This is a genomic window from Bradyrhizobium arachidis (genome assembly GCF_015291705.1).
Lineage (GTDB): Bacteria > Pseudomonadota > Alphaproteobacteria > Rhizobiales > Xanthobacteraceae > Bradyrhizobium > Bradyrhizobium arachidis.
In genome coordinates, this window is record NZ_CP030050.1 from 9,587,338 (window position 1) to 9,607,344 (window position 20,007).

Annotated in this window: 19 protein-coding genes; 9 read left to right on the plus strand and 10 right to left on the minus strand. The window is 64.6% G+C overall.

Features of this window, described 5'->3' with window-relative positions; translation table 11 throughout:
* Positions 1-99 precede the first annotated feature (99 nt).
* Positions 100-372, plus strand: a complete 273-nt coding sequence (locus WN72_RS45260) for a GlsB/YeaQ/YmgE family stress response membrane protein (protein ID WP_027564166.1) — start codon at positions 100-102, stop codon at positions 370-372.
* A gap of 151 nt (positions 373-523) precedes the next feature.
* Here WN72_RS45260 and WN72_RS45265 read toward each other — a convergent pair whose 3' ends face one another.
* Complete coding sequence (locus WN72_RS45265) at positions 524-1,309, minus strand: SDR family NAD(P)-dependent oxidoreductase (protein WP_027564165.1); 786 nt, start codon at positions 1,307-1,309, stop codon at positions 524-526.
* A 244-nt stretch (positions 1,310-1,553) separates the two neighbouring features.
* Here WN72_RS45265 and WN72_RS45270 point away from each other — a divergent pair, with 244 nt between their 5' ends.
* Genes WN72_RS45270 through WN72_RS45280 form a run of 3 tightly spaced genes read left to right on the plus strand, consistent with a single transcriptional unit; the run spans position 1,554 to position 4,630 of the window.
* The gene (locus tag WN72_RS45270; RefSeq protein WP_092212114.1) at positions 1,554-2,618 is read left to right on the plus strand and encodes an acyl-CoA dehydrogenase family protein; all 1,065 of its coding nucleotides are present in this window, start codon (positions 1,554-1,556) and stop codon (positions 2,616-2,618) included.
* Between the two features lie 16 nt (positions 2,619-2,634).
* A complete protein-coding gene (locus tag WN72_RS45275) occupies positions 2,635-3,795 on the plus strand; it encodes an acyl-CoA dehydrogenase family protein (protein WP_027564163.1) in 1,161 nt (386 codons plus the stop codon).
* Between the two features lie 16 nt (positions 3,796-3,811).
* On the plus strand, positions 3,812-4,630 hold the full coding sequence (locus WN72_RS45280) for an enoyl-CoA hydratase/isomerase family protein (protein WP_027564162.1): 819 nt from the start codon (positions 3,812-3,814) through the stop codon (positions 4,628-4,630).
* A gap of 109 nt (positions 4,631-4,739) precedes the next feature.
* On the opposite strand, the gene boxB is transcribed toward WN72_RS45280, so the two are convergent.
* From boxB to WN72_RS45305, 5 genes are all read right to left on the minus strand, one after another.
* Positions 4,740-6,191 (minus strand): benzoyl-CoA 2,3-epoxidase subunit BoxB, encoded by a 1,452-nt coding sequence (gene boxB / locus WN72_RS45285; RefSeq protein ID WP_027564161.1) that lies wholly within the window; start codon positions 6,189-6,191, stop codon positions 4,740-4,742.
* A gap of 100 nt (positions 6,192-6,291) precedes the next feature.
* Complete coding sequence (boxC, locus tag WN72_RS45290; protein WP_092212111.1) at positions 6,292-7,980, minus strand: 2,3-epoxybenzoyl-CoA dihydrolase; 1,689 nt, start codon at positions 7,978-7,980, stop codon at positions 6,292-6,294.
* Between the two features lie 118 nt (positions 7,981-8,098).
* Positions 8,099-8,623: a DUF309 domain-containing protein gene (locus WN72_RS45295; RefSeq protein WP_027564159.1), complete on the minus strand. Its 525-nt coding sequence runs from the start codon at positions 8,621-8,623 to the stop codon at positions 8,099-8,101.
* A gap of 18 nt (positions 8,624-8,641) precedes the next feature.
* The gene (locus WN72_RS45300; RefSeq protein ID WP_027564158.1) at positions 8,642-9,454 is read right to left on the minus strand and encodes an alpha/beta fold hydrolase; all 813 of its coding nucleotides are present in this window, start codon (positions 9,452-9,454) and stop codon (positions 8,642-8,644) included.
* A gap of 252 nt (positions 9,455-9,706) precedes the next feature.
* On the minus strand, positions 9,707-11,248 hold the full coding sequence (locus WN72_RS45305; RefSeq protein WP_027564157.1) for a benzoate-CoA ligase family protein: 1,542 nt from the start codon (positions 11,246-11,248) through the stop codon (positions 9,707-9,709).
* 150 nt (positions 11,249-11,398) lie between these two features.
* On the opposite strand from WN72_RS45305, the gene WN72_RS45310 reads away from it, so the two are divergent.
* The 3 genes from WN72_RS45310 to WN72_RS45320 all read left to right on the plus strand — a co-directional run bounded on the left by WN72_RS45310 (position 11,399) and on the right by WN72_RS45320 (position 13,698).
* Positions 11,399-12,307, plus strand: coding sequence for a helix-turn-helix transcriptional regulator (locus tag WN72_RS45310; RefSeq protein ID WP_027564156.1), 909 nt, complete (start codon positions 11,399-11,401; stop codon positions 12,305-12,307).
* A 200-nt stretch (positions 12,308-12,507) separates the two neighbouring features.
* Positions 12,508-12,903, plus strand: a complete 396-nt coding sequence (locus tag WN72_RS45315) for a group II truncated hemoglobin (RefSeq protein WP_092212109.1) — start codon at positions 12,508-12,510, stop codon at positions 12,901-12,903.
* Between the two features lie 114 nt (positions 12,904-13,017).
* A complete protein-coding gene (locus WN72_RS45320; RefSeq protein ID WP_092212107.1) occupies positions 13,018-13,698 on the plus strand; it encodes a transglutaminase-like domain-containing protein in 681 nt (226 codons plus the stop codon).
* Positions 13,699-13,723: 25 nt separating this feature from the next.
* Here the strand turns inward: WN72_RS45320 and WN72_RS45325 are convergent, their stop codons facing one another.
* The 4 genes from WN72_RS45325 to WN72_RS45340 form a co-directional block, all read right to left on the minus strand.
* On the minus strand, positions 13,724-13,996 hold the full coding sequence (locus WN72_RS45325) for a hypothetical protein (RefSeq protein ID WP_092212105.1): 273 nt from the start codon (positions 13,994-13,996) through the stop codon (positions 13,724-13,726).
* Positions 13,947-15,683 (minus strand): YbaL family putative K(+) efflux transporter, encoded by a 1,737-nt coding sequence (gene ybaL / locus WN72_RS45330; RefSeq protein WP_092212103.1) that lies wholly within the window; start codon positions 15,681-15,683, stop codon positions 13,947-13,949. Before ybaL ends, WN72_RS45325 begins: the two co-directional genes overlap by 50 nt.
* 84 nt (positions 15,684-15,767) lie before the next feature.
* A complete protein-coding gene (locus tag WN72_RS45335; RefSeq protein ID WP_027564151.1) occupies positions 15,768-16,100 on the minus strand; it encodes a PRC-barrel domain-containing protein in 333 nt (110 codons plus the stop codon).
* A gap of 60 nt (positions 16,101-16,160) precedes the next feature.
* Positions 16,161-16,946, minus strand: coding sequence for an IclR family transcriptional regulator domain-containing protein (locus WN72_RS45340; protein ID WP_092212101.1), 786 nt, complete (start codon positions 16,944-16,946; stop codon positions 16,161-16,163).
* 128 nt (positions 16,947-17,074) lie between these two features.
* Between WN72_RS45340 and WN72_RS45345 the strand changes: the two genes are divergently transcribed.
* Together WN72_RS45345 and WN72_RS45350 are read left to right on the plus strand one after the other, a co-directional pair.
* A complete protein-coding gene (locus WN72_RS45345; protein WP_092212099.1) occupies positions 17,075-18,433 on the plus strand; it encodes an aromatic ring-hydroxylating dioxygenase subunit alpha in 1,359 nt (452 codons plus the stop codon).
* A gap of 130 nt (positions 18,434-18,563) precedes the next feature.
* Positions 18,564-20,000, plus strand: coding sequence for a glutamine synthetase family protein (locus WN72_RS45350; RefSeq protein WP_092212097.1), 1,437 nt, complete (start codon positions 18,564-18,566; stop codon positions 19,998-20,000).
* The last annotated feature ends 7 nt before the right edge of the window (positions 20,001-20,007 follow it).

Sequence of the window (20,007 nt, forward strand, 5' to 3'; positions counted from 1 at the left end):
TGAGCATGATCTTTCGGAAGGCCGCTGCACACCTTGCGCTAAGGCGGCCCTCCGGGTCCGGATCATGCTCTCTACACCTTCACGAAGGGGAGCACTGTCATGAGTTTCGGCGGCCTGTTGTGGATCATCATCGTCGGCTTCGTCGCCGGCCTCATTGCGCGCTGGCTGGCACCGGGACCGAACAACCCGAGCGGCTTCATCCTCACCACCATCCTCGGTATTGCCGGCGCGTTCCTCGCCACCTTCATCGGCCAGGCCATCGGCCACTACAGCCCCGACCAGGGCGCCGGCTTCATCATGGCCACGATCGGCGCGGTGGTGGTGCTGTTCATCTGGCACCGGCTGGTCGCGAGCGGCGTGATAAAAGGGTAGCGGGCTAAGGCGCCAATAATAGAGAGAGGCAAACTGCCTCCTCGCCGTCATGCCCGGGCTTGACCCGGGCATCCACGTCTTTCGGTTCGCGCGGCGACACGTGGACGGCCGGGTCAGGCCCGGCCATGACGTGGAGAGAGCGGGATAGCCATCACGTAATCAAATGCATCCCCGCATCCATGCGCACGACCTCGCCGGTCATGTTGCTGGAGGCCGGCATCGCCAGGAAGCAGACCAGCTGCGCGATGTCCTCGGCGCTTGATGCGACCTTCAGCGGCACCTTCGCGATCACGCTGTCGCGCACCTGTTTTGCCTGTTCCTCGCCACGGCCCTTGGTGAACCAGGGGGTGTCGATATAGCCGGGGCAAACCGTGTTGACGCGGATCAAGGGCGCCAGCGCACGCGACAGCGACAGGGTCATCGTGTTGAGCGCGCCCTTGCTCGCAGCATAGGCGATCGACGAGCCGACGCCGCTGATCCCGGCGACGGAGGAAATGTTGACCACGGCGGATGGGCGCCCCGACGCGTTCGCACCGGCCTCAAGCAGGCTGCGCGCCGCGCGCACCATCTGGAACGGGCCGATGGTGTTGACGCCGTAGAGTCGTTGGAAATCTTCCGCCGAGAGCCCGTCGAGATTGCCATGGGCGACATGCTTGGTGATGCCGGCATTGTTGACGAGGATATCGAGCTTGCCCCAGCCGCCGGCTGCCGCAACGATCTTGCGGCAATCCTCGTCCTTCGAGACGTCGCCCTGCACGACCAGCACCTCAGCCGCGCCCGCCTTGCGGCACACTTCCGCCGTTGCCTCGGCTTCCTTCTGGCTCGACGAATAATTGATGACGAGCCGCGCCCCGCTCCGCGCGAGAATTTCCGCGGTTGCGGCGCCAAGGCCGGAGGCCGATCCCGTCACGATTGCGTACAGACTGTCTTGAGCCATCCGGATGTCCTTCCCCTGTATCTGATGCAAGCCTTCGTTGGCCCTCTTTAGCGAGTTTGCCGCGCCCTGCAAATCGAGCAAACTCCGCTAAGCGGAATTAGCTTATCGCCCATGCCCGCGCCGCAGGTTGACCTGCGATCAACGCTTGTCAGGGCCATGGCTTTTTCCGATCATCGGGCGCAAGAAGACACTGCGCGCCGCCCCATCAGGCCGGACGCGCCAATGGCAAAACACGGGGAACGCTGTGGCGGAGAGTGACAATATCGTCGTCGAGACCGCGGAGAAAATCTTCGCCGATCTCGCCGATCCGCAAACCATCAACAACGACAAGACGAATTCCTGGCAGGCGCCGCTGTGGCAGGCGCTGAGCGAAGCCGGCCTGCCGCTGTCCTGGGTGCCCGACGATCTCGGCGGCTCCGGCGCGAGCCTTGCCGACGGTTTTGCCTTGCTGAACGCCGCCGGCCGTTTCGCGGTCGCGGTTCCCCTGGCCGAAACCATGCTCGCCGGCTGGCTGCTGGCGCAGGCGAAGATCGCCTCGCCCGAGCGCGAGATGACCGTGCTGCCGGCAAGCCCGAAGGATCGCATCACGATCGATGCCGACGGCGCGCTCTCTGGCCGCAGCCGCGGCGTGCCCTTCGCCAAGGCGGCGAAACATTTCGCGGTGCTGGCGCACGGCAAGGACGGCGTTTCCATCGCGCTGGTCGATGCGAGCAAGGCGCGGATCGAGTCCGGGCTCAATGTCGGCTACGACCACAGCGATACCGTGACGCTCGACAAGGTCCAGCCGGTCACCATCAAGGCCGCGCCTGATGGCGTTGACCAGACCAATCTGATGCTGATGGGCGGCGTCGCGCGCAGCCTCCAGATCGCAGGCGCGCTGGAATCGATGCTCGACATCTCCGTGCGCTATTCCAACGAGCGCGTCGCCTTCGAGAAGAAGATTTCGAAATTCCAGGCGGTGCAGCACAATCTCGCACGCCTCGCCGGCGAATCTGCCGCGGCGCTCGCGGCAGCAACGTCCGCAGCCGACGCCATCGCGAATGCAAAATCGTTTAACGACGAGGTCTACCTCGAAGCCGCCTCGGCAAAGATCCGCTGCGCGGAAGCTGCAGAGAAAGGCGGCGGCATCGCCCATCAGGTTCACGGCGCGATCGGCTTCACCATGGAGCACATCCTGCACCGCTATTCGCTGCGCGCGCTGGCCTGGCGCGACGACTTTGGTTCGGAGAGCCACTGGGCGGTCGAGCTCGGCAAGCTGGTGGCAAACCGCGGCGCCGACGAATTGTGGCCGCTCGTGGCTTCGCGTTGATCGGGAGACGAAACACATGACCGCTGCCCTTCGTTTCGATCCGATCCGCCTGCCCGAGAAGTGCGAGCAACTGCGCAAGGAAGTGCGCGCGTTCCTCGCCGAAGAGATCGCCGCCGGTACCTTCGATCCGCACAAGCCCAACCGCGAGGACACCGACGCGCCGGAATTCTCTCGCCGGGTCGGCGCCAAGGGCTGGCTGGGGATGACCTGGCCGAAGAAATATGGCGGCCAGGAGCGCTCCTTCCTCGAGCGCTACGTCGTCACCGAGGAGATGCGCGTCGCCAACGCGCCGACGCGGCGCTTCTTCGTCGCCGACCGCCAGAGCGGGCCGGTGCTGCTGAAATACGCGCCCGAGCACATCAAGATGGAGATCTTGCCGCGCATCTGCCGCGGCGAGATCTGCTTCGCGATCGGCATGAGCGAGCCGAACTCCGGCTCGGACCTGTTCGCGGCGAAGACGCGCGCGACCAAGACCGACGGCGGCTATCTCATCAACGGCACAAAAATCTGGACCTCGTCGGCGCATATCGCCGATTACATGATCGCGATCTTCCGGACCTCACAGCCGACCAAGGAAAACCGCCGTCACGGCCTGACACAATTTCTGGTCAAGATGAAGCAGCCGGGCATCAAGGTGAATCCGATCGGCCAGATCACCGGCCAGTACGAGTTCAACGAAGTCGTCTTTACGGACTTCTTCGTGCCAGAAGATCACGTGCTCGGTGAAGTCGACGGCGCCTGGAAGCAAGCGACGAGCGAGCTCGCGTATGAACGCAGCGGTCCCGAGCGCTTCCTCGAGACCTACTATGTGCTAACCGAGTTGGTTCGCGCGGTCGGCCCCAACCCGGACACGCGCAGCGCCGAAGGCATCGGCCGTCTCGTCGCCCAGCTCCACACCATGCGGCGCATGTCGGTCTCGGTGGCCGGCATGCTGGCGGCCGGCAAGGAGCCGGTGGTCGAGGCCTCCATCGTCAAGGACATCGGCACGGTCTGGGAGCAACAGCTTCCGCACCGTGTGCGCGATCTCGCCGCCTTCGTCGAGGAGACCGCGACCAACCGCGAGACGCTGGAGCGGCAGCTCGACTTCGCCATCAAGACCGCGCCGAAACTCACCATCCAGGGCGGCACCACCGAGGTGCTGCGCGGCATCATCGCCCGCGGATTGGGCCTGCGCTAATTCAATCGAGGACACCATGAGCACGTATACAGATATCGGCGTCGAGAAGGTCGGACACGTCGGCACCATCGAAATCCGCCGTCCGCCGCTCAATTTCTTCGACATCTCGCTGATCAACCAGATCGCGGACGCGCTCGACGAGTTCGACCGCGACATCGAGATCCGCGCCTCGGTTCTCTCGGCACAGGGCAAGGCATTCTGCGCCGGCGCTAATTTCGGCGATCCGGCGCGACAGGCGCAGGAAGCGCGCGAGGCCGAGAAGAAGGCAAAGGGCGATCCGGCTGACAATCTTGGGCCGATCAGCCATCTCTACATCCAGGCCGTGCGCATCTTCCGCGCCAAGAAGCCGATCGTTGCCGCCGTGCAGGGCGCGGCCATCGGCGGCGGCCTGGGCCTTGCGGTATCGGCGGACTTCCGCGTCACCTGTCCCGAAGCGCGCTTCTCTGCGAACTTCACCAAGCTGGGCTTTCATCCCGGCTTCGGCCTGACCGTGACGCTGCCCGAGCTGATCGGCAAGAACAACGCCGAGTTGATGTTCTACACCAGCCGCCGCGTCACCGGCGAAGAGGCGGTGAAATGGGGTCTCGCCAACGAGCTCGTCCCGCAGGACCAGGTCAAGGCGGCCGCGATGAAGCTCGCGGGCGAGATCGCCGAATGCTCGCCGCTCGGCCTGCTCTCCACCCGCGCCACGATGCGCAATGGCCTCGCCGACCGCGTCATGGCCGCGACCAATCACGAGCTCGCCGAGCAGACCCGCCTGCGCGCGACGGAGGACTTCAAGGAAGGCGTGAAGGCCACGGAAGAGCGGCGCGCGGCGAATTTTAAGGGGCGGTAGCTCGCCTCATCCCGCCACTTCGGCCACCGAACTGCAAGACGCCTGGCAACGAGGTTACCAGGCGTCTTTGTTGTCCGGGACGACCGTCGAGTGCGGCCGGGTCGTAGCCTTACGACTCGATCTTCACGTATTCGAAATCGCCCGGCTTGTTATCGATGCCGACCTTCGGCGGCGAGATCCAGGAGGCGAACTTGCCGGTCTCGGTGACGGGCTGCATCAGCGAGGTGATGAAGTCGCCATCGGCCGTCGACGGCAGCCACTCGTCCTTGCGCTTGGACCAGGTGGCCTCGTCGATCAAAATGCCGTCCGGCGTGGCGTGGATGTCCTTGAACTCGCCGATGTGGCGGTGGAAGGCGACGTTGGGCAGCGTCAGCTTGTAATCGTAGCCGGCGGTCGAGATCACCTTGTTCCAGCGCAGCATGCCCTTGACGCAATCCTGGCTGTAGTCGTCGCGCAGGCGCATGTTGAGCGCGGTCAGCGCCGGCTCGTCGACCAGCTTGATCTCGCCGTTGATGAACTTGAGCACCGGATAGGTGGCGTTCTTGAGCTGGTGATCGTCCTCGATCTGGGTCTCGTGATAACGGCCCTTGATGCCGGCGTTGAAGGCGTTCGCCGCGTTGGTCGAGACTTCCGAGCCGAACAGATCGAGCGACAGGGTGTAGTGCAGGTTCAGCTTCTTCTGGATGGTCGGCAGATCGATCACGCCGAGTGCGCGGACTTTTGCGATGTCGGTGGGATCGGTGATGCCGGCTTCGCGCATGGCATCGCAGGTGCGCTGCACGACGCGGGTGATGCCGGTCTCGCCGACGAACATGTGGTGCGCTTCCTCGGTCAGCATGAAGCGGCAGGTGCGCGACAGCGGATCGAAGCCGGACTGCGCGAGGCTGTGCAGCTGCATCTTGCCGTCGCGGTCGGTGAAGTAAGTGAACATGAAGAAGGACAGCCAGTCCGGCGTAGCCTCGTTGAACGCACCCAGCATGCGCGGCGCGTCGGCGTCGCCTGAACGGCGGCGCAGCAAATCATCCGCTTCCTCACGGCCATCGCGGCCAAAGTACTTCTGGAGCAGATAGACCATGGCCCAGAGATGGCGGCCTTCCTCGACATTGACCTGGAACAAGTTGCGCATGTCGTAGAGCGAGGGCGCGGTCTTGCCGAGATGGCGCTGCTGCTCGACCGAGGCCGGCTCGGTGTCGCCCTGGATCACGATCAGGCGACGCAGCATGGCGCGGTGCTCGCCTGGGACTTCCTGCCAGGCCGGCTCGCCGTAGTGCTCGCCGAACGGCACGACGCGATTCTCTTCCTGCGGCGCAAGCAGGATGCCCCAGCGATATTCGGGCATGCGAACATAGTCGAACTTGGCCCAGCCGCGTGGATCGACGGAGTAAGCGGTGCGCAGGTAAACCAGCGATTCCTGGAAACCTTCCGGCCCCATGTCGCTCCACCAGTCCATGTAACCGGGATGCCAGCCTTCCAGGGCTTTGAGCACCTGGCGGTCTTCAGCGAGATTCACGTTGTTGGGAATCTTGGTCGAGTAGTCGACGTTCATGATGTTCATGTTCATGGGGGACCTCCCGTGGGGGACTAGCTCGTTTGCAGGACGCGAATGGCGAATGGCGAGTAGCGAATGGAATCCCCATTCGCCATTTGCCGCTCCCTATTCGCTAGACTCTCGTCATATCGAATTTCGGCTTCTGCCCGCTGCCATAGCGGCGTAGTGCGCCTTCCTCGCCGACCGCGTTCGGACGCTGGAAGATCCAGTTCTGCCAGGCGGTGAGGCGCGCGAAGATCTTTGATTCCATCGTCTCGGGGCCGACGAAGCGAAGGCTCGCTTCCATGCCGGTGAGGCTGTCGGGCGAGAAGCTGGCGCGCTCCTCCAGGAACACGCGGACCTCGTCGTCCCAGTCGATGTCGTCGAGCGCGAAGGTGACGAGCCCGAGCTCTTCCGCCTGCTCGGCGTCGAGCGCGGTGCCGAGCGTTGCTTCCGCGCGCTCGACGTCCGCAGGATCAGCCTGGAAGCGCGACTCCAGCCGCGTCAAACCATGGCTCATCGGATACGGGCCGAAGTTCATCGCGGAGAGTTCGATCGACGGCGGCGGGCGGTTATCGCCCTGGCGCGTGCCGATCAGCATGTAGGAGCGGTCGGCAGCGAACACGAGTTCGGCGAGCGTGCCAGCAAAGCAGGAGCCGGGCTCGATCAGCGTCACCAGCGTGCGCGAGGTGACGTCGATGCGCTTCAGCACACGCTTCCAGTAATGCCTGATCTCGTTGACCAGCCAATGCGCCTTGTTGGCTTCGAGGAAAGCGTCGTTGGCGAGCACGTGAGCACTATCGCCATGGCTCTTGAACACGAGCATCGCGATCTCGAGCTCGTTGATGCGCAAATGCAGGATGGCATCGTCGAGCTCGCGCGCCACCTGCAGCGGCCAGAACGACGTGCCCTGCGCCATCATGCCGTCGATGTCGGCGGGCGGCGCGGCTTCCGGCGCCTTGATCGAGATGGTGGCGATGCGGGCGGCGCGGTCGATGTCCACGCTGACGAAGCCGTAGCGGATGCTGGTCTCGTCGATGTTCCGTTTCAGCGGAGAGAGCGCGATGCCCTTGCCGCTGCCGGCGCGCTTCGATTTGCCGGCGAACTCCTTGGCGCGCTCGGTGATCTTGGCCTCCAACTTCGAATTCGGCGCGATCTCGTCGACCAGGCGCCACTGCACCGCGCGCTTGCCCTTCACGCCTTCCTCGATGGTGCAGAAGAAATCGGCGTGGTCGCGGCGCACCTTGCGCTTGTCGACGACGCGGGTGAGGCCGCCGGTACCCGGCAGCACCGCGAGCAGCGGCACTTCCGGCAGCGCCACGGCAGAGGCGCCGTCGTCGGCGAGGATGATGTGGTCGGTCGCAAGCGCGAGCTCATAGCCGCCGCCGGCGGCCGAGCCGTTCACCACGGTGATGAAGCGCTGGCCGGAATTCTCCGAAGAGTCTTCCATACCGTTGCGGGTCTCGTTGGTGAACTTGCAGAAGTTCACCTTGTGGGCATGGGTCGAGCCCGCGAGCATGCGGATGTTGGCGCCGGCGCAGAACACGCGGTTCTTGGCCGAGCGCATCACCACCACCTTCACCTCGGGATGCTCGAAGCGCAGGCGCTGGATCGCGTCGGCCAGCTCGATGTCGACGCCGAGATCATAGGAATTGAGCTTGAGCTGGTAGCCCTCGAACAGGCCGCCGTTCTCGTCGACATCCATGGTCAGCGTCGCGACGTCGCCATCGACCGCGAGCTTCCAGTGCTTGTAGCGGGACGGATCGGTCTGGAAATCGATGAATGTCGCGCCGCCTGCGAGGCGCCGATCTTCCCCGGCCATGGGTCACCCCTAAGCTTGATTATGCATTTTCGCCGTAGCGTTAGATGCACAATAGTGCATCTTTTGGAAGGCGTCTAGCCCTTAACGACCGGTGCATGCACTTTGTTTCATGCGTCGCTCAAGACCGTCCGATGGCGCCGAGGGCGATCCAGTCCGCCTTGGAGAGCTCGGGACCATCGAGCTTGGCCTGGAGCTGCGCCGCCAGGGCCGCGACCGGAAAGCTCTCGACGAAGCCGTCGCCGCCCGCGGCCACCTTGCGCGAGTTCAGCGCCTGCAACTCGCCGAGCGCATCTCCGAACAGGCGCGCGGCCGAGCGCGACCGCTGCATGCGCAGTCGCAGATTGGCGTTGGCGATGTGGACGCAGGCCCGCAGCAGAATGCGCTCGCGGCCGCCTTGGGGAGCGGCCGCCCACACCGCCTCCAGCACCTCCTGCGCTTCCCAGAAATAGCCGCGGTCGTTGAGCGCGAGGCCGTAGCGCAGCGCCGGATGCCGCGCCGGCACGAAGCCGCGGAAGGCCGCAGGCACCAGCGCCTTGGCCATGTCCAGCGTTTCGTAGTCGGCCTCGGCCCCGCCCGCCTCGCCGGGCACATAGGCCCATCGCGGCCATGACAACTGGCCGCCTGCATGTGAAGGCACATTCATCGATGTGTCTCCGCAATGTCATGCGGCGTGAAGTCCCTGATCGTGGCGCAGGGCCGCCTTTGCAAATTGCTCGATCGCGTCAAGCGTCACCCCTGGCGCTTCACGATGCGGGGAATGCCCCGCGTCTGAAATAATTTTCAAATCTACCGGACAGTAACATTCTTCCTGCGCAATTTCGACCTGGCGCAGTGTCCCATATTGGTCATCGACACCTTGCAGGACCAAGACGGGAACGCGGATATAGGCGAGGTATTCCGAGATGTCCCAATCGCGGAACTTGGGGTCGAGCCAGGCGCCGTTCCAGCCATAGAAGGCGTTGTCGACGTCCTTGTGCCAGCGCGCGAGCTTTGCCTTGAGGTCTGTGGTCTCAAAGGTGGTCTTGATCGCGGCGATCGACTGCACCGAGACGTCCTCGACGATGAAATGCGGCGCGATCAGCACGAGGCCGCTCAGGCGATGATCCTGATGCGCACCGGCATAGATCGTCGCGATCGAGGCGCCGTCGGAATGGCCGAGCAGGAGGCCGCGCTTGAAGCCGATCGCATCGAGCAGCTTCGGCAGCACGTCGAGCGCCTCGCGCTGCATGTAATCTAGCGGCCGCGGCAAGGTCACCGGGCTCGACTGGCCGTAGCCCGCGCGCGAATAGACGAAGATGCCGGCGCCGGTGGCCTCTCGAAGCTTTTCGGGGAAGTCACCCCAGAGGCCCACCGAGCCGAGGCCTTCGTGCAGCATCACGATGGTCGGCGCGTCGGCGGCCTGCGGCGCGAGCCATTTGTATTCGAGGCTGGCGTTGCCGATGGTGAGGTGGCCGGTGGGGGTGAGGTTGGTCATGCTGTCACTCTTCTTCGATCGCGCAGTAAGAACGAGCTGTGTCCGCTTGCTCAGTCGTTCCCTCCCCCCTTGCGGGGGAGGGCTAGGGAGAGGGGTGCCACACGGGGACTCCCGCTGTGACGAAGAACATCTGGCGCGCGACATGAAGACCGGTTGCTGGGCTACCCCTCTCCCCCGCCCTCCCCCGCAAGGGGGGAGGGAGCGCAGCGGAGTTCGCGGCGATAGCGCGAGTCACACGCCGCACGGTCACGCTCAACCCGCCCCTTCCCGCAGCTTGAAGCGCTGGATCTTCCCTGTCGCCGTCTTCGGCAGGGACTCCACCACATCGATCCAGCGCGGATATTTCCACGGGCCGATCTTCTGCTTGACGTGCTCCTTCAGCATCTCCTGCAAGTCCGTCGTCTTGGCGCCGGGACGCAGCACGACGAAGGCCTTCGGCTTCAGCAGCCCTTCCGCATCGGCCTCGGGCACGACGGCGGCCTCCAGCACGGCGGGATGCGTGATCAGCGCACTCTCGACCTCGAACGGCGAGACCCAGATGCCGGAGACCTTGAACATGTCGTCGGCGCGGCCGCAGAAGGTGTAGCGGCCATCGGCGTCGCGGATGTATTTGTCACCGGTGCGGGTCCACGGTCCTTCAAACGTGCGGCGGCTCTTGTGGCGCTGGTTCCAGTAGCCCTCGCCGGCGGAGGGCGCATCGACCAGGAGTTCACCGACCTCGCCATCGGCGACGTCCCGGCCGGCTTCGTTGACGAGCCGCACCGCATAGCCGGGCACCGGCTTGCCGGATGAGCCGTATTTGATGTCGCCCGGCGCATTCGACAGGAAGATGTGCAACAGCTCGGTCGAGCCGACGCCATCGAGGATGTCGACGCCGAAGCGCGATTTCCAGCTGTTGCCGACAGACTCGGGGAGCGCCTCGCCGGCCGAGGTGCAGATGCGCAAGGCCTTGCCGCCGCGCTCGGCCTTCATCGTCTCGTCGTTGAGCATCGCGGCAAACAATGTCGGCACGCCGTAGAAGATCGACGGATTGTATCTGTTCATCAGGTCGAACATGCGCGCCGGCGTCGGGCGCTCGCTGTTGAGCACCACGGTGGCGCCGACCGACATCGGGAAGGTCAACGCATTGCCGAGGCCATAGGCAAAGAACAGCTTTGCCGCGGACAGACACACGTCGCTCTCGCGGATGCCGAGCACTTGCCTGGCATAGGTATCCGCGGTCGCCTGCAAGTTCGAATGCAGATGGCGCACGCCCTTGGGCATGCCGGTCGAGCCCGACGAATAGAGCCAGAACGCCGGCTCGTCCGGATGCGTCGCGGCGGTCGTGAACTGATCGCTCTCGCCCGAGATCTCCTCGGCGAGCTGCTTGTGGCCGTTCTGCTTGGCGCCGGACACCACGACATGCTCGAGATCCGGCATGCGGCCGACGACGTCCTTGATGACAGGGTAGAGCGCCTCGGACACGAACAGCACGCGGGCGCGGCAGTCGGCGAGGATGTAGGCGTACTGGTCCGCGGTCAGCAGCGTGTTGAGCGGCACCGGCACGATGCCGGCGCGGATCGCGCCCAGGAACACGATCGGGAAATTGACCGTGTCCAGCATGATCATCGCCACGCGCTCCTCGCGGCGGACGCCGAGGCGGCGCAGCATGTTGGCGGCGCGGCGGGTGTCGCGCTGGAGCTCGCCATAGGTGAGCCGCGAGACGGTGTCGTCGAAGACGAGCTTGTTGGCTCGGCCCTCCTCGACGTTGCGGTCGAGCAGCCAGGTCACCGCGTTATAGGATCCCTCGCTCACGGACATCTCCCCCGAATTTAGAATTATAATTCATAGAAAGACACTGTGACAGCTTGCTGTCAATGCCAGCAGGCACTATGTTTCATTAAAACGCGCCGCAAGACCTCTTGAAGAAGGCATCCGCTAAAGAAGGTCCATGATCTGTAATCCATGACCGACAGTCCCGACGCCGAATCCCGCTTTCTCGAACAGCTCGGCCAGCGCGTGCGCACCATGCGCGCGCTGCGCGGCATGTCGCGAAAAGTGCTCGCCAAGGTATCAGGAATTTCGGAGCGCTACATCGCGCAGCTCGAGAGCGGCAAGGGCAATGTTTCCATCGTGCTCCTGCGCCGCGTCTCCGACGCGATGGGTGCGCATCTCGAAGATCTGCTCCCCTCAGCCGATCCGACGCCGGACTGGCAGATGTTTCGCGATCTCCTGCGCAAGGCGACGCCGGCGCAGATCGCGCAGGCAAAAGATCTGCTCACTGGGGGCAGTGCGTCCGCGCCACGGCGCGCGCCGTTCTGCGGCATCGCGCTAATCGGCCTGCGCGGCGCCGGCAAATCGACGCTTGGGCGAATGCTGGCGAAGAAGATCGGCTGGAGCTTCGTCGAGCTCAACAAGGAGGTCGAGCAGCAGAACGGCCTTTCGGTCGCCGAGATCATCGCGCTTTACGGCCAGGAAGGCTTTCGCCGCATGGAGCAGGCGGCGCTGCAACAGCTGCTCGCGCGCAACGAGCTGATGGTGCTGGCGACCGGCGGCGGCATCGTCTCTGAGCCGCTGACTTTCGACCAGATCCTGACCTCGTTCTACACGATCTGGTTGAAGGCCGAGCCCGAGGAGCACATGGCCCGTGTCCGCCGCCAGGGCGATCTGCGCCCGATGGCTGATGATCGCTCCGCCATGGCGGAGCTGCGCAACATTTTGCTGAGCCGCGAACCGTTGTACTCGCGCGCGACGGCGGTGGTGGATACGGCGGGACTGTCGGTCGATGCAGCCGCCGCAAGGCTGATCGATGCGGTGCGCCCGGTGCTGCAAAACGAGGCCCGCAGCTTTGGGCTGCGGAGCGTGGCGCTGTAGGCCTCGCTGTCGTCCCTGCGAACGCGGGACCCATACCGCGTGATCCCTCGATTGTTCGCGCTGCTAATCCCGAACGACCAATCTTCGCCAAACTCCTCCCTGGGGTTATGGGTCCCTGCGTTCGCAGGGACGACAGCGGAGTTTGTGGGCGCGCCACAAGATCACTATATCGGAGCCGAACAGTAACCTTGGGACTCACGATGACCTCCAGCGACGTCGCCATCTCCATGTTCGAACGAATTGGCGGCAGGGCCACGATCGACGCCCTCGTCGACCGCTTCTACGACCGCATGGACACGCTGCCGGAGGCAAAAGTCGTCCGCGCGATGCACGCGGACGATCTCGACCTGATCAGGGACGTGCTGAAGCGCTATCTCACCGAATGGACCGGCGGGCCGAAACTCTATTCGCCCGAGAAGGGCCATCCGCGGCTGCGCCAGCGGCATATCGGCTTTGCCATTGGGGACGCCGAGCGCGACGCGTGGATGCTCTGCATGCGCGGTGCGATGGAAGAGACAATCACCGACGCGGCCGCGCGCGCCGATCTCGACCGCGCGATATCGGGCCTCGCCGACTGGATGCGCAACCGGCAATGATCGCATCGGCGCGATGGCATCCAGCGTCTCGACGCAAATGGATGCGCTTGCGCACAACGCTCCATGCGTCAGGCGATTTGAGTTCCGCGCGGATCAACTGTTAAGCTGTCGGCCATGGCAGACATTCTCCCGGATACCATCCGCCGCCTCTACACCGATCCAGGCGAGTACATCGACAGCGATCATCCCGCCGTGCAGAGCTTCGCCCAAGCCGCCGTGCGCGCAGATGCGGGCGCGCGCGAGAAGGCGAGCGTGCTCTACAAGGCGGTGCGCGATGGCATCCGTTACAACCCCTACGTCAGCATGCGCATCGCCGAGACGTTTCGTGCCTCGAGCGTGCTCGCCGCCGGGCAAGGTTACTGCGTCGGCAAGGCCTCGCTCTATGCCGCCGCCTGCCGCGTCCACGGCATCCCCGCCCGGGTCGGCTTTGCCGACGTCAAGAACCATCTCACCACCGAAAAGCTGCGGGCGAGCATGGGCACCGACATCTTCACCTGGCACGGCTTTACCGAGGTGCATGTCGACGGCGCCTGGCGCAAGGCAACGCCGACCTTCAACGACACGCTCTGCGCCAAGGTCGGCGTGGCCCCGCTCGACTTCGACGGCCACACCGATGCACTGCTACATCCGTTCGACGGCGAGGGTCGTGCTTACATGCAATACGTCAACGACCGCGGCACCTATCACGACGTGCCGGCAAAGTTTTTGATGCGCGAGATGGCGAGGGACTACGCCAACATGCAGGGCGAGGATTTATCGGGGCGCGATATGGAGCGGGAGGCGGAGGAGCGGTAGAGGCGAATAAGGTGCGCAGGGCGGTTTAGCCGAAGGCGTAACCCACCCCACGCATCCCAACCTGATCATTGCACGCGTCAAACACCGATTGGTCAAACGCCTCGGCCACAAAGCCCGCGACATAGATCAGTGCCAGGATCGCCGCCGAGATCGCCATCGTCTCCGCGTGCCCAACCGCCCACCGCAACAGCCGCTGCAGCAGGGTCGGCGGCGGAAAGCGGTAGGTGCGTCCATCAGGCGTAATCAGGTCATACGACCGAACCTGCCGCGAGCGCGCGGGAATCTTGCTGGGCAGCATCCGGAACTCTCCTTTCCAGCTCCTCGATCATGCCGCGCGCGATTTCCCGCTCGCCCATGATGACGACATCCGCCCCCAGTCCCTTCAAATGATCGACCTCGGCATCCGCATGCGCCCGCGCTATGATGCGGATATCCGGATTGGCCGCCCGCGCCTGCTGCACGATCTGTCCCGCCTCGAACGCCTCGGGGATCGCAATCACCAGATGCCGCGCTCGTGACGGATTGGTGGCTCCGAGGATTTCCGGCTGCGCGGCGTTGCCCGTAACCGTCTCGATGCCGCCCTGCTTCAGCTTCTCGAGCGCGCTCTCTCCGACCTCGGCGACGAGGAAAGGCAATCGCCGCTGCTTCAGGGCATCGCCGACCAGCGCGCCGACGCGGCCATAGCCGATCACGATCGTATGGTCGGTGAGATCGGTGGTGCGGATCGGCTCGGGCACGGCGGCCGCGGCTTGTGGCGTATCCCGCCTGGGATCGAGGCGCGGCGCGAGCCAGCTAGCGGCCGCGAACATCAACGGGTTGAACATGATGGAAAGGATCGCGCCGGCCATGATCAGGTCGCGGCCTTCACGCGGCAGGATCTGCGAGACGACGCCGAGCTCGGCCAGGATGAAGGAGAACTCGCCGATCTGCGACAGGCTCGCCGAGATCGTCAGGGCGGTTGCGGCCGGATGCCGGAATATGACCACGATCAGGAACGCGGCGAGCGATTTTCCGAGCATGATGATCGCGAGCGTCGCCAGCAGCGGCCAGGGCTCGCGGACCACGCTCATCGGATCGAACATCATGCCAACCGAGACGAAGAACAGCACGGCAAAGGCATCGCGCAGCGGCAGCGATTCCTGCGCGGCCCGCGCGCTGAGCGGCGATTCCCGCAGCATCATGCCGGCGAAGAACGCGCCCAGCGCCAGCGAGACGTCGAACAGCTTGGTCGCCCCGAAGGCGATGCATAGCGCGATCGCGAGCACGGCGAGGCGGAACAGTTCGCGCGAGCCGGTGTGCGCGATGTAATGCAGGATCCAGGGGATCACCCGGCGTCCCACCACCAGCATCAAGCCGATGAACACGACGATCTTGAGGAGCGTCAGCATCACGATGCCGGCGAGCCCGAGGCCAGCCTGCGCGGCCAGCGGCTCGAACGCCGGCTTGCCGTCGGCGCCGCCCTGAAGGCTCGCGATCGCCGGAAACAGCACCAGCACGAGCACCATCGCGAGGTCTTCGACGATGAGCCAGCCGACGGCGATGCGGCCGCGGTCGGTCTCCATCAGGCGCCGCTCCTGCAGCGCGCGAAGCAGGACGACGGTGCTCGCGACCGACAGGGCGAGACCGAACACGAGACCGGCACTGACGCTCCAGCCCATCAGCAGCGACAGGCCAAGCCCCATTATTGTCGCGACCGCGATCTGCACCACGGCGCCGGGCACCGCGATGTTGCGGACGCTGAGCAGATCCTGCAGCGAGAAATGCAGGCCGACGCCGAACATCAGCAGGATGATACCGAGCTCCGAAAGCTCGGTCGCGAGCGCCTGGTCGGCGACGAAGCCGGGCGTGAACGGGCCTACCGCGACACCCGCAAGGAGATATCCGACCAGCGGCGGAATACGGAACCGCTGCGCGAGAGTTCCAAGTACGAAGGCTAATCCAAGCCCAACGACGATGGTGGCGATGAGAGGTGTGTCATGCGGCATTTTTGCCTTTTGACACAGCAAGCACGTTGGCGCACCGTGACCTGTGCGCGCGGGTCAACGCGCGACGCTTGCCCCATCGGGCCGTCAGATCGACCAATAGTTCGGATGCTGGTACGGCCGCGAGCGGTCGCCCCAGTCGAATTCATCGCCATCGACTTCGCAGGGGCCGCTGCTCAATTGCTCCGACGTCAGATCGACCTGAAAGGCCTGACGTCCCGGATCATATTTCAGCGCGCTCCACTGCACGGGATAATGGTGATGCGTACCGAGCAGCCGGCCGGTCTTGATCACGGCGTAGGCGACCGTTCCACTTACCTTCTCGAGCATCAATCGTTCGATCGTGCCGAGCTTCGTGCCGTCGCAACCATAGACGGCGACGTGCTCGACGCGGTCACTGGGAACCATGGTGTGTTGCATGGCGTGCTCCCTGATCTTGCGTGGAACGCATTATAGCACAGGCGGCAGGGATTAGGTGGGCTACAGCAATTGCGACCGCACCGCCTCCGCGCCTTCGCGCAGCAGCGGCAGGAAACGGTCGATCAATTCCTGCGCCGGCACGCGGTCGACATGGGCGCCCATGTTGATGGCGGCGACGATCACGCCGTCGTAGCGACGCACCGGCACCGAGATCGAGCGGAAATGCGGCTCGGCCTCGCGGTCGACCAGCGAATAGCCCTGCTCGTGATCGGCGGCGATGCGCGCCAGCAGCGCCTTGGTATCGGTCACCGTCTGCGGTGTCAGCGCTTCGCGCTTCATCGCCTTCAGGCGCGCGGCGAGATCGGCATCGTCGAGCTGGCCGAGCATGGCGCGGCCGACCGAGGTGCAGAAGGCCGGCAGGCGGTAGCCGATTTCGAGGCCGCCCGAGAACATCCGCGCCGGGCTGCTGCGCGCGATGAACACGACCTCGTCGCCATCGAGCACAGCGAGCGAGGAGATTTCGTTGGCCGCAGTCGCGACACGGTCGAGCACGGGCTGGAGCACGGAGACGAGCTGGTTGGATCGCAAATAGGACGCCGCGAGCGTCAGCACATGCGGCGTCAGCGAGAACAGTTTTCCATCACCGGAGACGTAGCCGCCGCGCTGGAGCGTGAACAGCATGCGCCGTGCGGTCGCACGCGGCAGATCGGCGGCACGGGCGAGATCGCTCAGCGTCATCGGACCGGCCGTCATGCCGAAGCACTGGAGCAGGCGCAGGCCGCGATCGAGGGCTTCGACGAAATCCGTCGCGCGCTCCTCGCTATCGCTTCGCTTAAGCTTGGGCATCGCCGGGACAATCCTGCAAAATAGTGCTTGCTGCTGATCCAAGGCATGTCATAATTCGCCCATTCGTTCAATAGACGAACAAAACATCTCTCCAGAAAAGCGCTTTCCAGAAAAAGGACGCGACCGCCATGATGAGCCGGGAGCAGAACGACCTGATCACCCGCACCGGGCCGAAAGACCCATGCGGCAAGCTGATGCGGAGCTACTGGCAGCCGGCGGCGCTGGTCGACGAACTCGAGGGCGAGCGGCCGATCCGTCCGGTCAAACTGCTCGGCGAAAACCTGGTGCTGTTTCGCGACGAGACGGGACGTTACGGCCTGATCGACCGCCATTGCGCGCATCGCGGCGCCGACCTCGCTTTCGGGCGGCTGGAGCATGGCGGCCTGCGCTGCGCCTTCCATGGCTGGCTGTTCGATGCCACCGGCCAGTGCATCGAGACGCCGGCCGAGCCGAAGGACTCAAAGCTCTGCCAGAACATCCGCCAGCGCTCCTATCCTGTGGTGGAGAAGAGCGGCATCCTCTGGGCCTATCTCGGCGAAGGCGAGCCGCCGGCATTTCCGGAGATCGACTGCTTCGTTGCACCTGACACGCACACCTTCGCGTTCAAGGGCCACATGGCCTGCAACTGGCTGCAGGCACTCGAGGTCGGCATCGATCCCGCGCACGCCTCCTATCTGCATCGTTTCTTCGAGGACGAAGACACCTCCACCGCTTACGGCAAGCAGTTCCGCGGCGCGTCCGCCGGCAGCGACCTGCCGATGACGAAGATCCTGCGCGAATACGATCGCCCGATCATCAATGTCGAGCACACCGAATACGGCCTGCGCCTGATTGCGCTCCGCGAGATCGACGAGGAGCGCACCCATGTGCGCGTCACCAACCAGCTGTTCCCGCACGGCTTCGTCATCCCCATGAGCACTGAGATGACGATCACGCAGTGGCACGCGCCGGTCGACGACGAGAACTGCTACTGGTACGCGATCTTCACGAGCTATTCGAACCCGGTCGACAAGCAGAAGATGCGCGACCAGCGGCTCGAGCTCTATGAGCTGCCCGACTACAAATCGCGTAAGAACAAGGCCAACGATTACGGCTTCGATCCGCATGAGCAGCAGACCGCGACCTATACCGGCATGGGCACCGACATCAACGTCCACGATCAGTGGGCGGTGGAATCGATGGGCGCGATCCAGGACCGCACCAAGGAGCATCTCGGGCAATCCGACAAGGCGATCGTGCAATATCGCCGCCTGCTGCGGCAGGAGATCGAGAAGGTCTCAGGCGGCGAGAAGCCGATGCTGTTCCTGGACGAGGCCAACGCGCGCAGCATCCAGGGCCCGGCGACCATGGATGGCATCGGCCCAACGCGCGGCTGGGAGACTTACTGGATGGAAGTCGACGTCAAGCGCCGCCGCGGCGCGCCGTGGACAGCGCCGGTGCCGAAGGAGATCGCTGACAACGTGCACCGGCTGACGGCGGCGGAGTGACGACTTTGCCCGGCTCTCGTAGGGTGGGCAAAGGCGCAACGCGCCGTGCCCACGATTCTTCCGTTGCGACGATAGACGCGGTGGGCACGCTTCGCTTTGCCCACCCTACGGCAGTTGAGGGAGTGGTGAAGTGACTTTCGTCGTGCGTCATGGGCTGTGGTCGGATGAGCAGAAGGACGCAGCCCAGCGCATGCGTCGTCTCGTCGAGGAAAAGAACCTCGAGGTCATCCGCCTCGCCTTCCCCGACCAGCACGGCATCCTGCGCGGCAAGACCATCATCGCCACTGAAGCGATTGCCTCGCTGGAGAGCGGCTGCTCCATCACCACCACCATGCTCGCCAAGGACACCTCGCACCGCACGGTGTTTCCGGTGTTCACGGCAGGCGGCGGCTTCGGCATGAAGGAGATGGAAGGCGCGGCGGACGTGCTGATGGTCGCCGACCCCACCACGTTTCGCGTGCTGCCGTGGGCGCCGGCGACGGGCTGGGTGCTGTGCGACCTGTATTTTGGCGATGGCCGCCCGGTGCCGTTCGCGACGCGCAACCTTTACCGGCGCGTGCTCGATGAGCTCGGCGCGCGCGGCCACGATTTTGTCGCAGGCCTCGAGGTCGAATTCCACATCTTCAAGCTCGACGATCCGCATATGCGCGCGGAAGACGCCGGACAGCCGGGCACGCCGCCCTCGGTGAGCCTGCTCAGCCACGGCTATCAATATCTCACCGAGCAGCGGTTCGATCAGATGGAGCCGGTGCTGGAGATCTTGCGCCGCGACATCGTCGCGCTCGGGCTGCCCTTGCGCTCCGTCGAGGTCGAGTTCGGCCCCAGCCAGTGCGAGTTCACCTTCGCGCCGAGGAAGGGCCTGGAGCCCGCCGACAACATGGTGCTGTTTCGCAGCGCCGTGAAGCAGATTGCGCGTCGCCACGGCTACCACGCTACCTTCATGTGCCGCCCAAAACTGCCGAACGTGTTCGCGAGCGGCTGGCACCTGCACCAGTCGATCGTCTCGCGCGCGACCGGCGAGAATCAGTTCATGGCGAAGGACGGTGCGGAGCCGCTCAGCGCGTTCGGCAAGTCCTACCTCGCCGGCCTGCTCGACCACGCCCGCGCCTCGACCGTGTTCACGACGCCGACCATCAACGGCTACAAGCGCTATCGCTCCTATTCGCTGGCGCCGGATCGCGCGATCTGGGGCCGCGACAATCGCGGCGTGATGATCCGCGTGCTCGGCGGCACCAATGATGCCGCCACGCGCCTGGAGAACCGCATCGGCGAGCCCGCCGCCAATCCCTATCTCTACATGGCCTCGCAGATTCTCTCGGGCCTCGACGGCGTCGACCGCAAGCTCGATCCCGGCCCCTCCGCTGATACGCCCTACGAAACCAAGGCGCCGCTGCTGCCGAAGTCGCTGCGCGATGCGGTCGGTGCGCTGAAGGACGATCCATTCTTCCGCGAGAAGCTCGGGGCCGAGTTCGTCGACTACTACACCCACATCAAGAACGCCGAGATCGACCGCTTCCTCGCAGAGGTGACCGACTGGGAGCACCGCGAATATTTCGAGGTGTTTTGAGGCGCCT

What these genes read in the sequence shown, in the direction of transcription:
- WN72_RS45315 (WP_092212109.1), top strand. Translation starts at nt 12,508, where the DNA reads ATGACCTCCAGCGACGTCGCCATCTCCATGTTCGAACGAATTGGCGGC.
- WN72_RS45295 (WP_027564159.1), bottom strand. Translation starts at nt 8,623, where the DNA reads ATGAATGTGCCTTCACATGCAGGCGGCCAGTTGTCATGGCCGCGATGG.
- WN72_RS45265 (WP_027564165.1), bottom strand. Translation starts at nt 1,309, where the DNA reads ATGGCTCAAGACAGTCTGTACGCAATCGTGACGGGATCGGCCTCCGGC.
- WN72_RS45335 (WP_027564151.1), bottom strand. Translation starts at nt 16,100, where the DNA reads ATGCAACACACCATGGTTCCCAGTGACCGCGTCGAGCACGTCGCCGTC.
- WN72_RS45340 (WP_092212101.1), bottom strand. Translation starts at nt 16,946, where the DNA reads ATGCCCAAGCTTAAGCGAAGCGATAGCGAGGAGCGCGCGACGGATTTC.
- WN72_RS45320 (WP_092212107.1), top strand. Translation starts at nt 13,018, where the DNA reads ATGGCAGACATTCTCCCGGATACCATCCGCCGCCTCTACACCGATCCA.
- ybaL (WP_092212103.1), bottom strand. Translation starts at nt 15,683, where the DNA reads ATGCCGCATGACACACCTCTCATCGCCACCATCGTCGTTGGGCTTGGA.
- WN72_RS45280 (WP_027564162.1), top strand. Translation starts at nt 3,812, where the DNA reads ATGAGCACGTATACAGATATCGGCGTCGAGAAGGTCGGACACGTCGGC.
- WN72_RS45300 (WP_027564158.1), bottom strand. Translation starts at nt 9,454, where the DNA reads ATGACCAACCTCACCCCCACCGGCCACCTCACCATCGGCAACGCCAGC.
- WN72_RS45310 (WP_027564156.1), top strand. Translation starts at nt 11,399, where the DNA reads ATGACCGACAGTCCCGACGCCGAATCCCGCTTTCTCGAACAGCTCGGC.
- WN72_RS45325 (WP_092212105.1), bottom strand. Translation starts at nt 13,996, where the DNA reads ATGCTGCCCAGCAAGATTCCCGCGCGCTCGCGGCAGGTTCGGTCGTAT.
- boxC (WP_092212111.1), bottom strand. Translation starts at nt 7,980, where the DNA reads ATGGCCGGGGAAGATCGGCGCCTCGCAGGCGGCGCGACATTCATCGAT.
- WN72_RS45345 (WP_092212099.1), top strand. Translation starts at nt 17,075, where the DNA reads ATGATGAGCCGGGAGCAGAACGACCTGATCACCCGCACCGGGCCGAAA.
- WN72_RS45260 (WP_027564166.1), top strand. Translation starts at nt 100, where the DNA reads ATGAGTTTCGGCGGCCTGTTGTGGATCATCATCGTCGGCTTCGTCGCC.
- WN72_RS45275 (WP_027564163.1), top strand. Translation starts at nt 2,635, where the DNA reads ATGACCGCTGCCCTTCGTTTCGATCCGATCCGCCTGCCCGAGAAGTGC.
- boxB (WP_027564161.1), bottom strand. Translation starts at nt 6,191, where the DNA reads ATGAACATGAACATCATGAACGTCGACTACTCGACCAAGATTCCCAAC.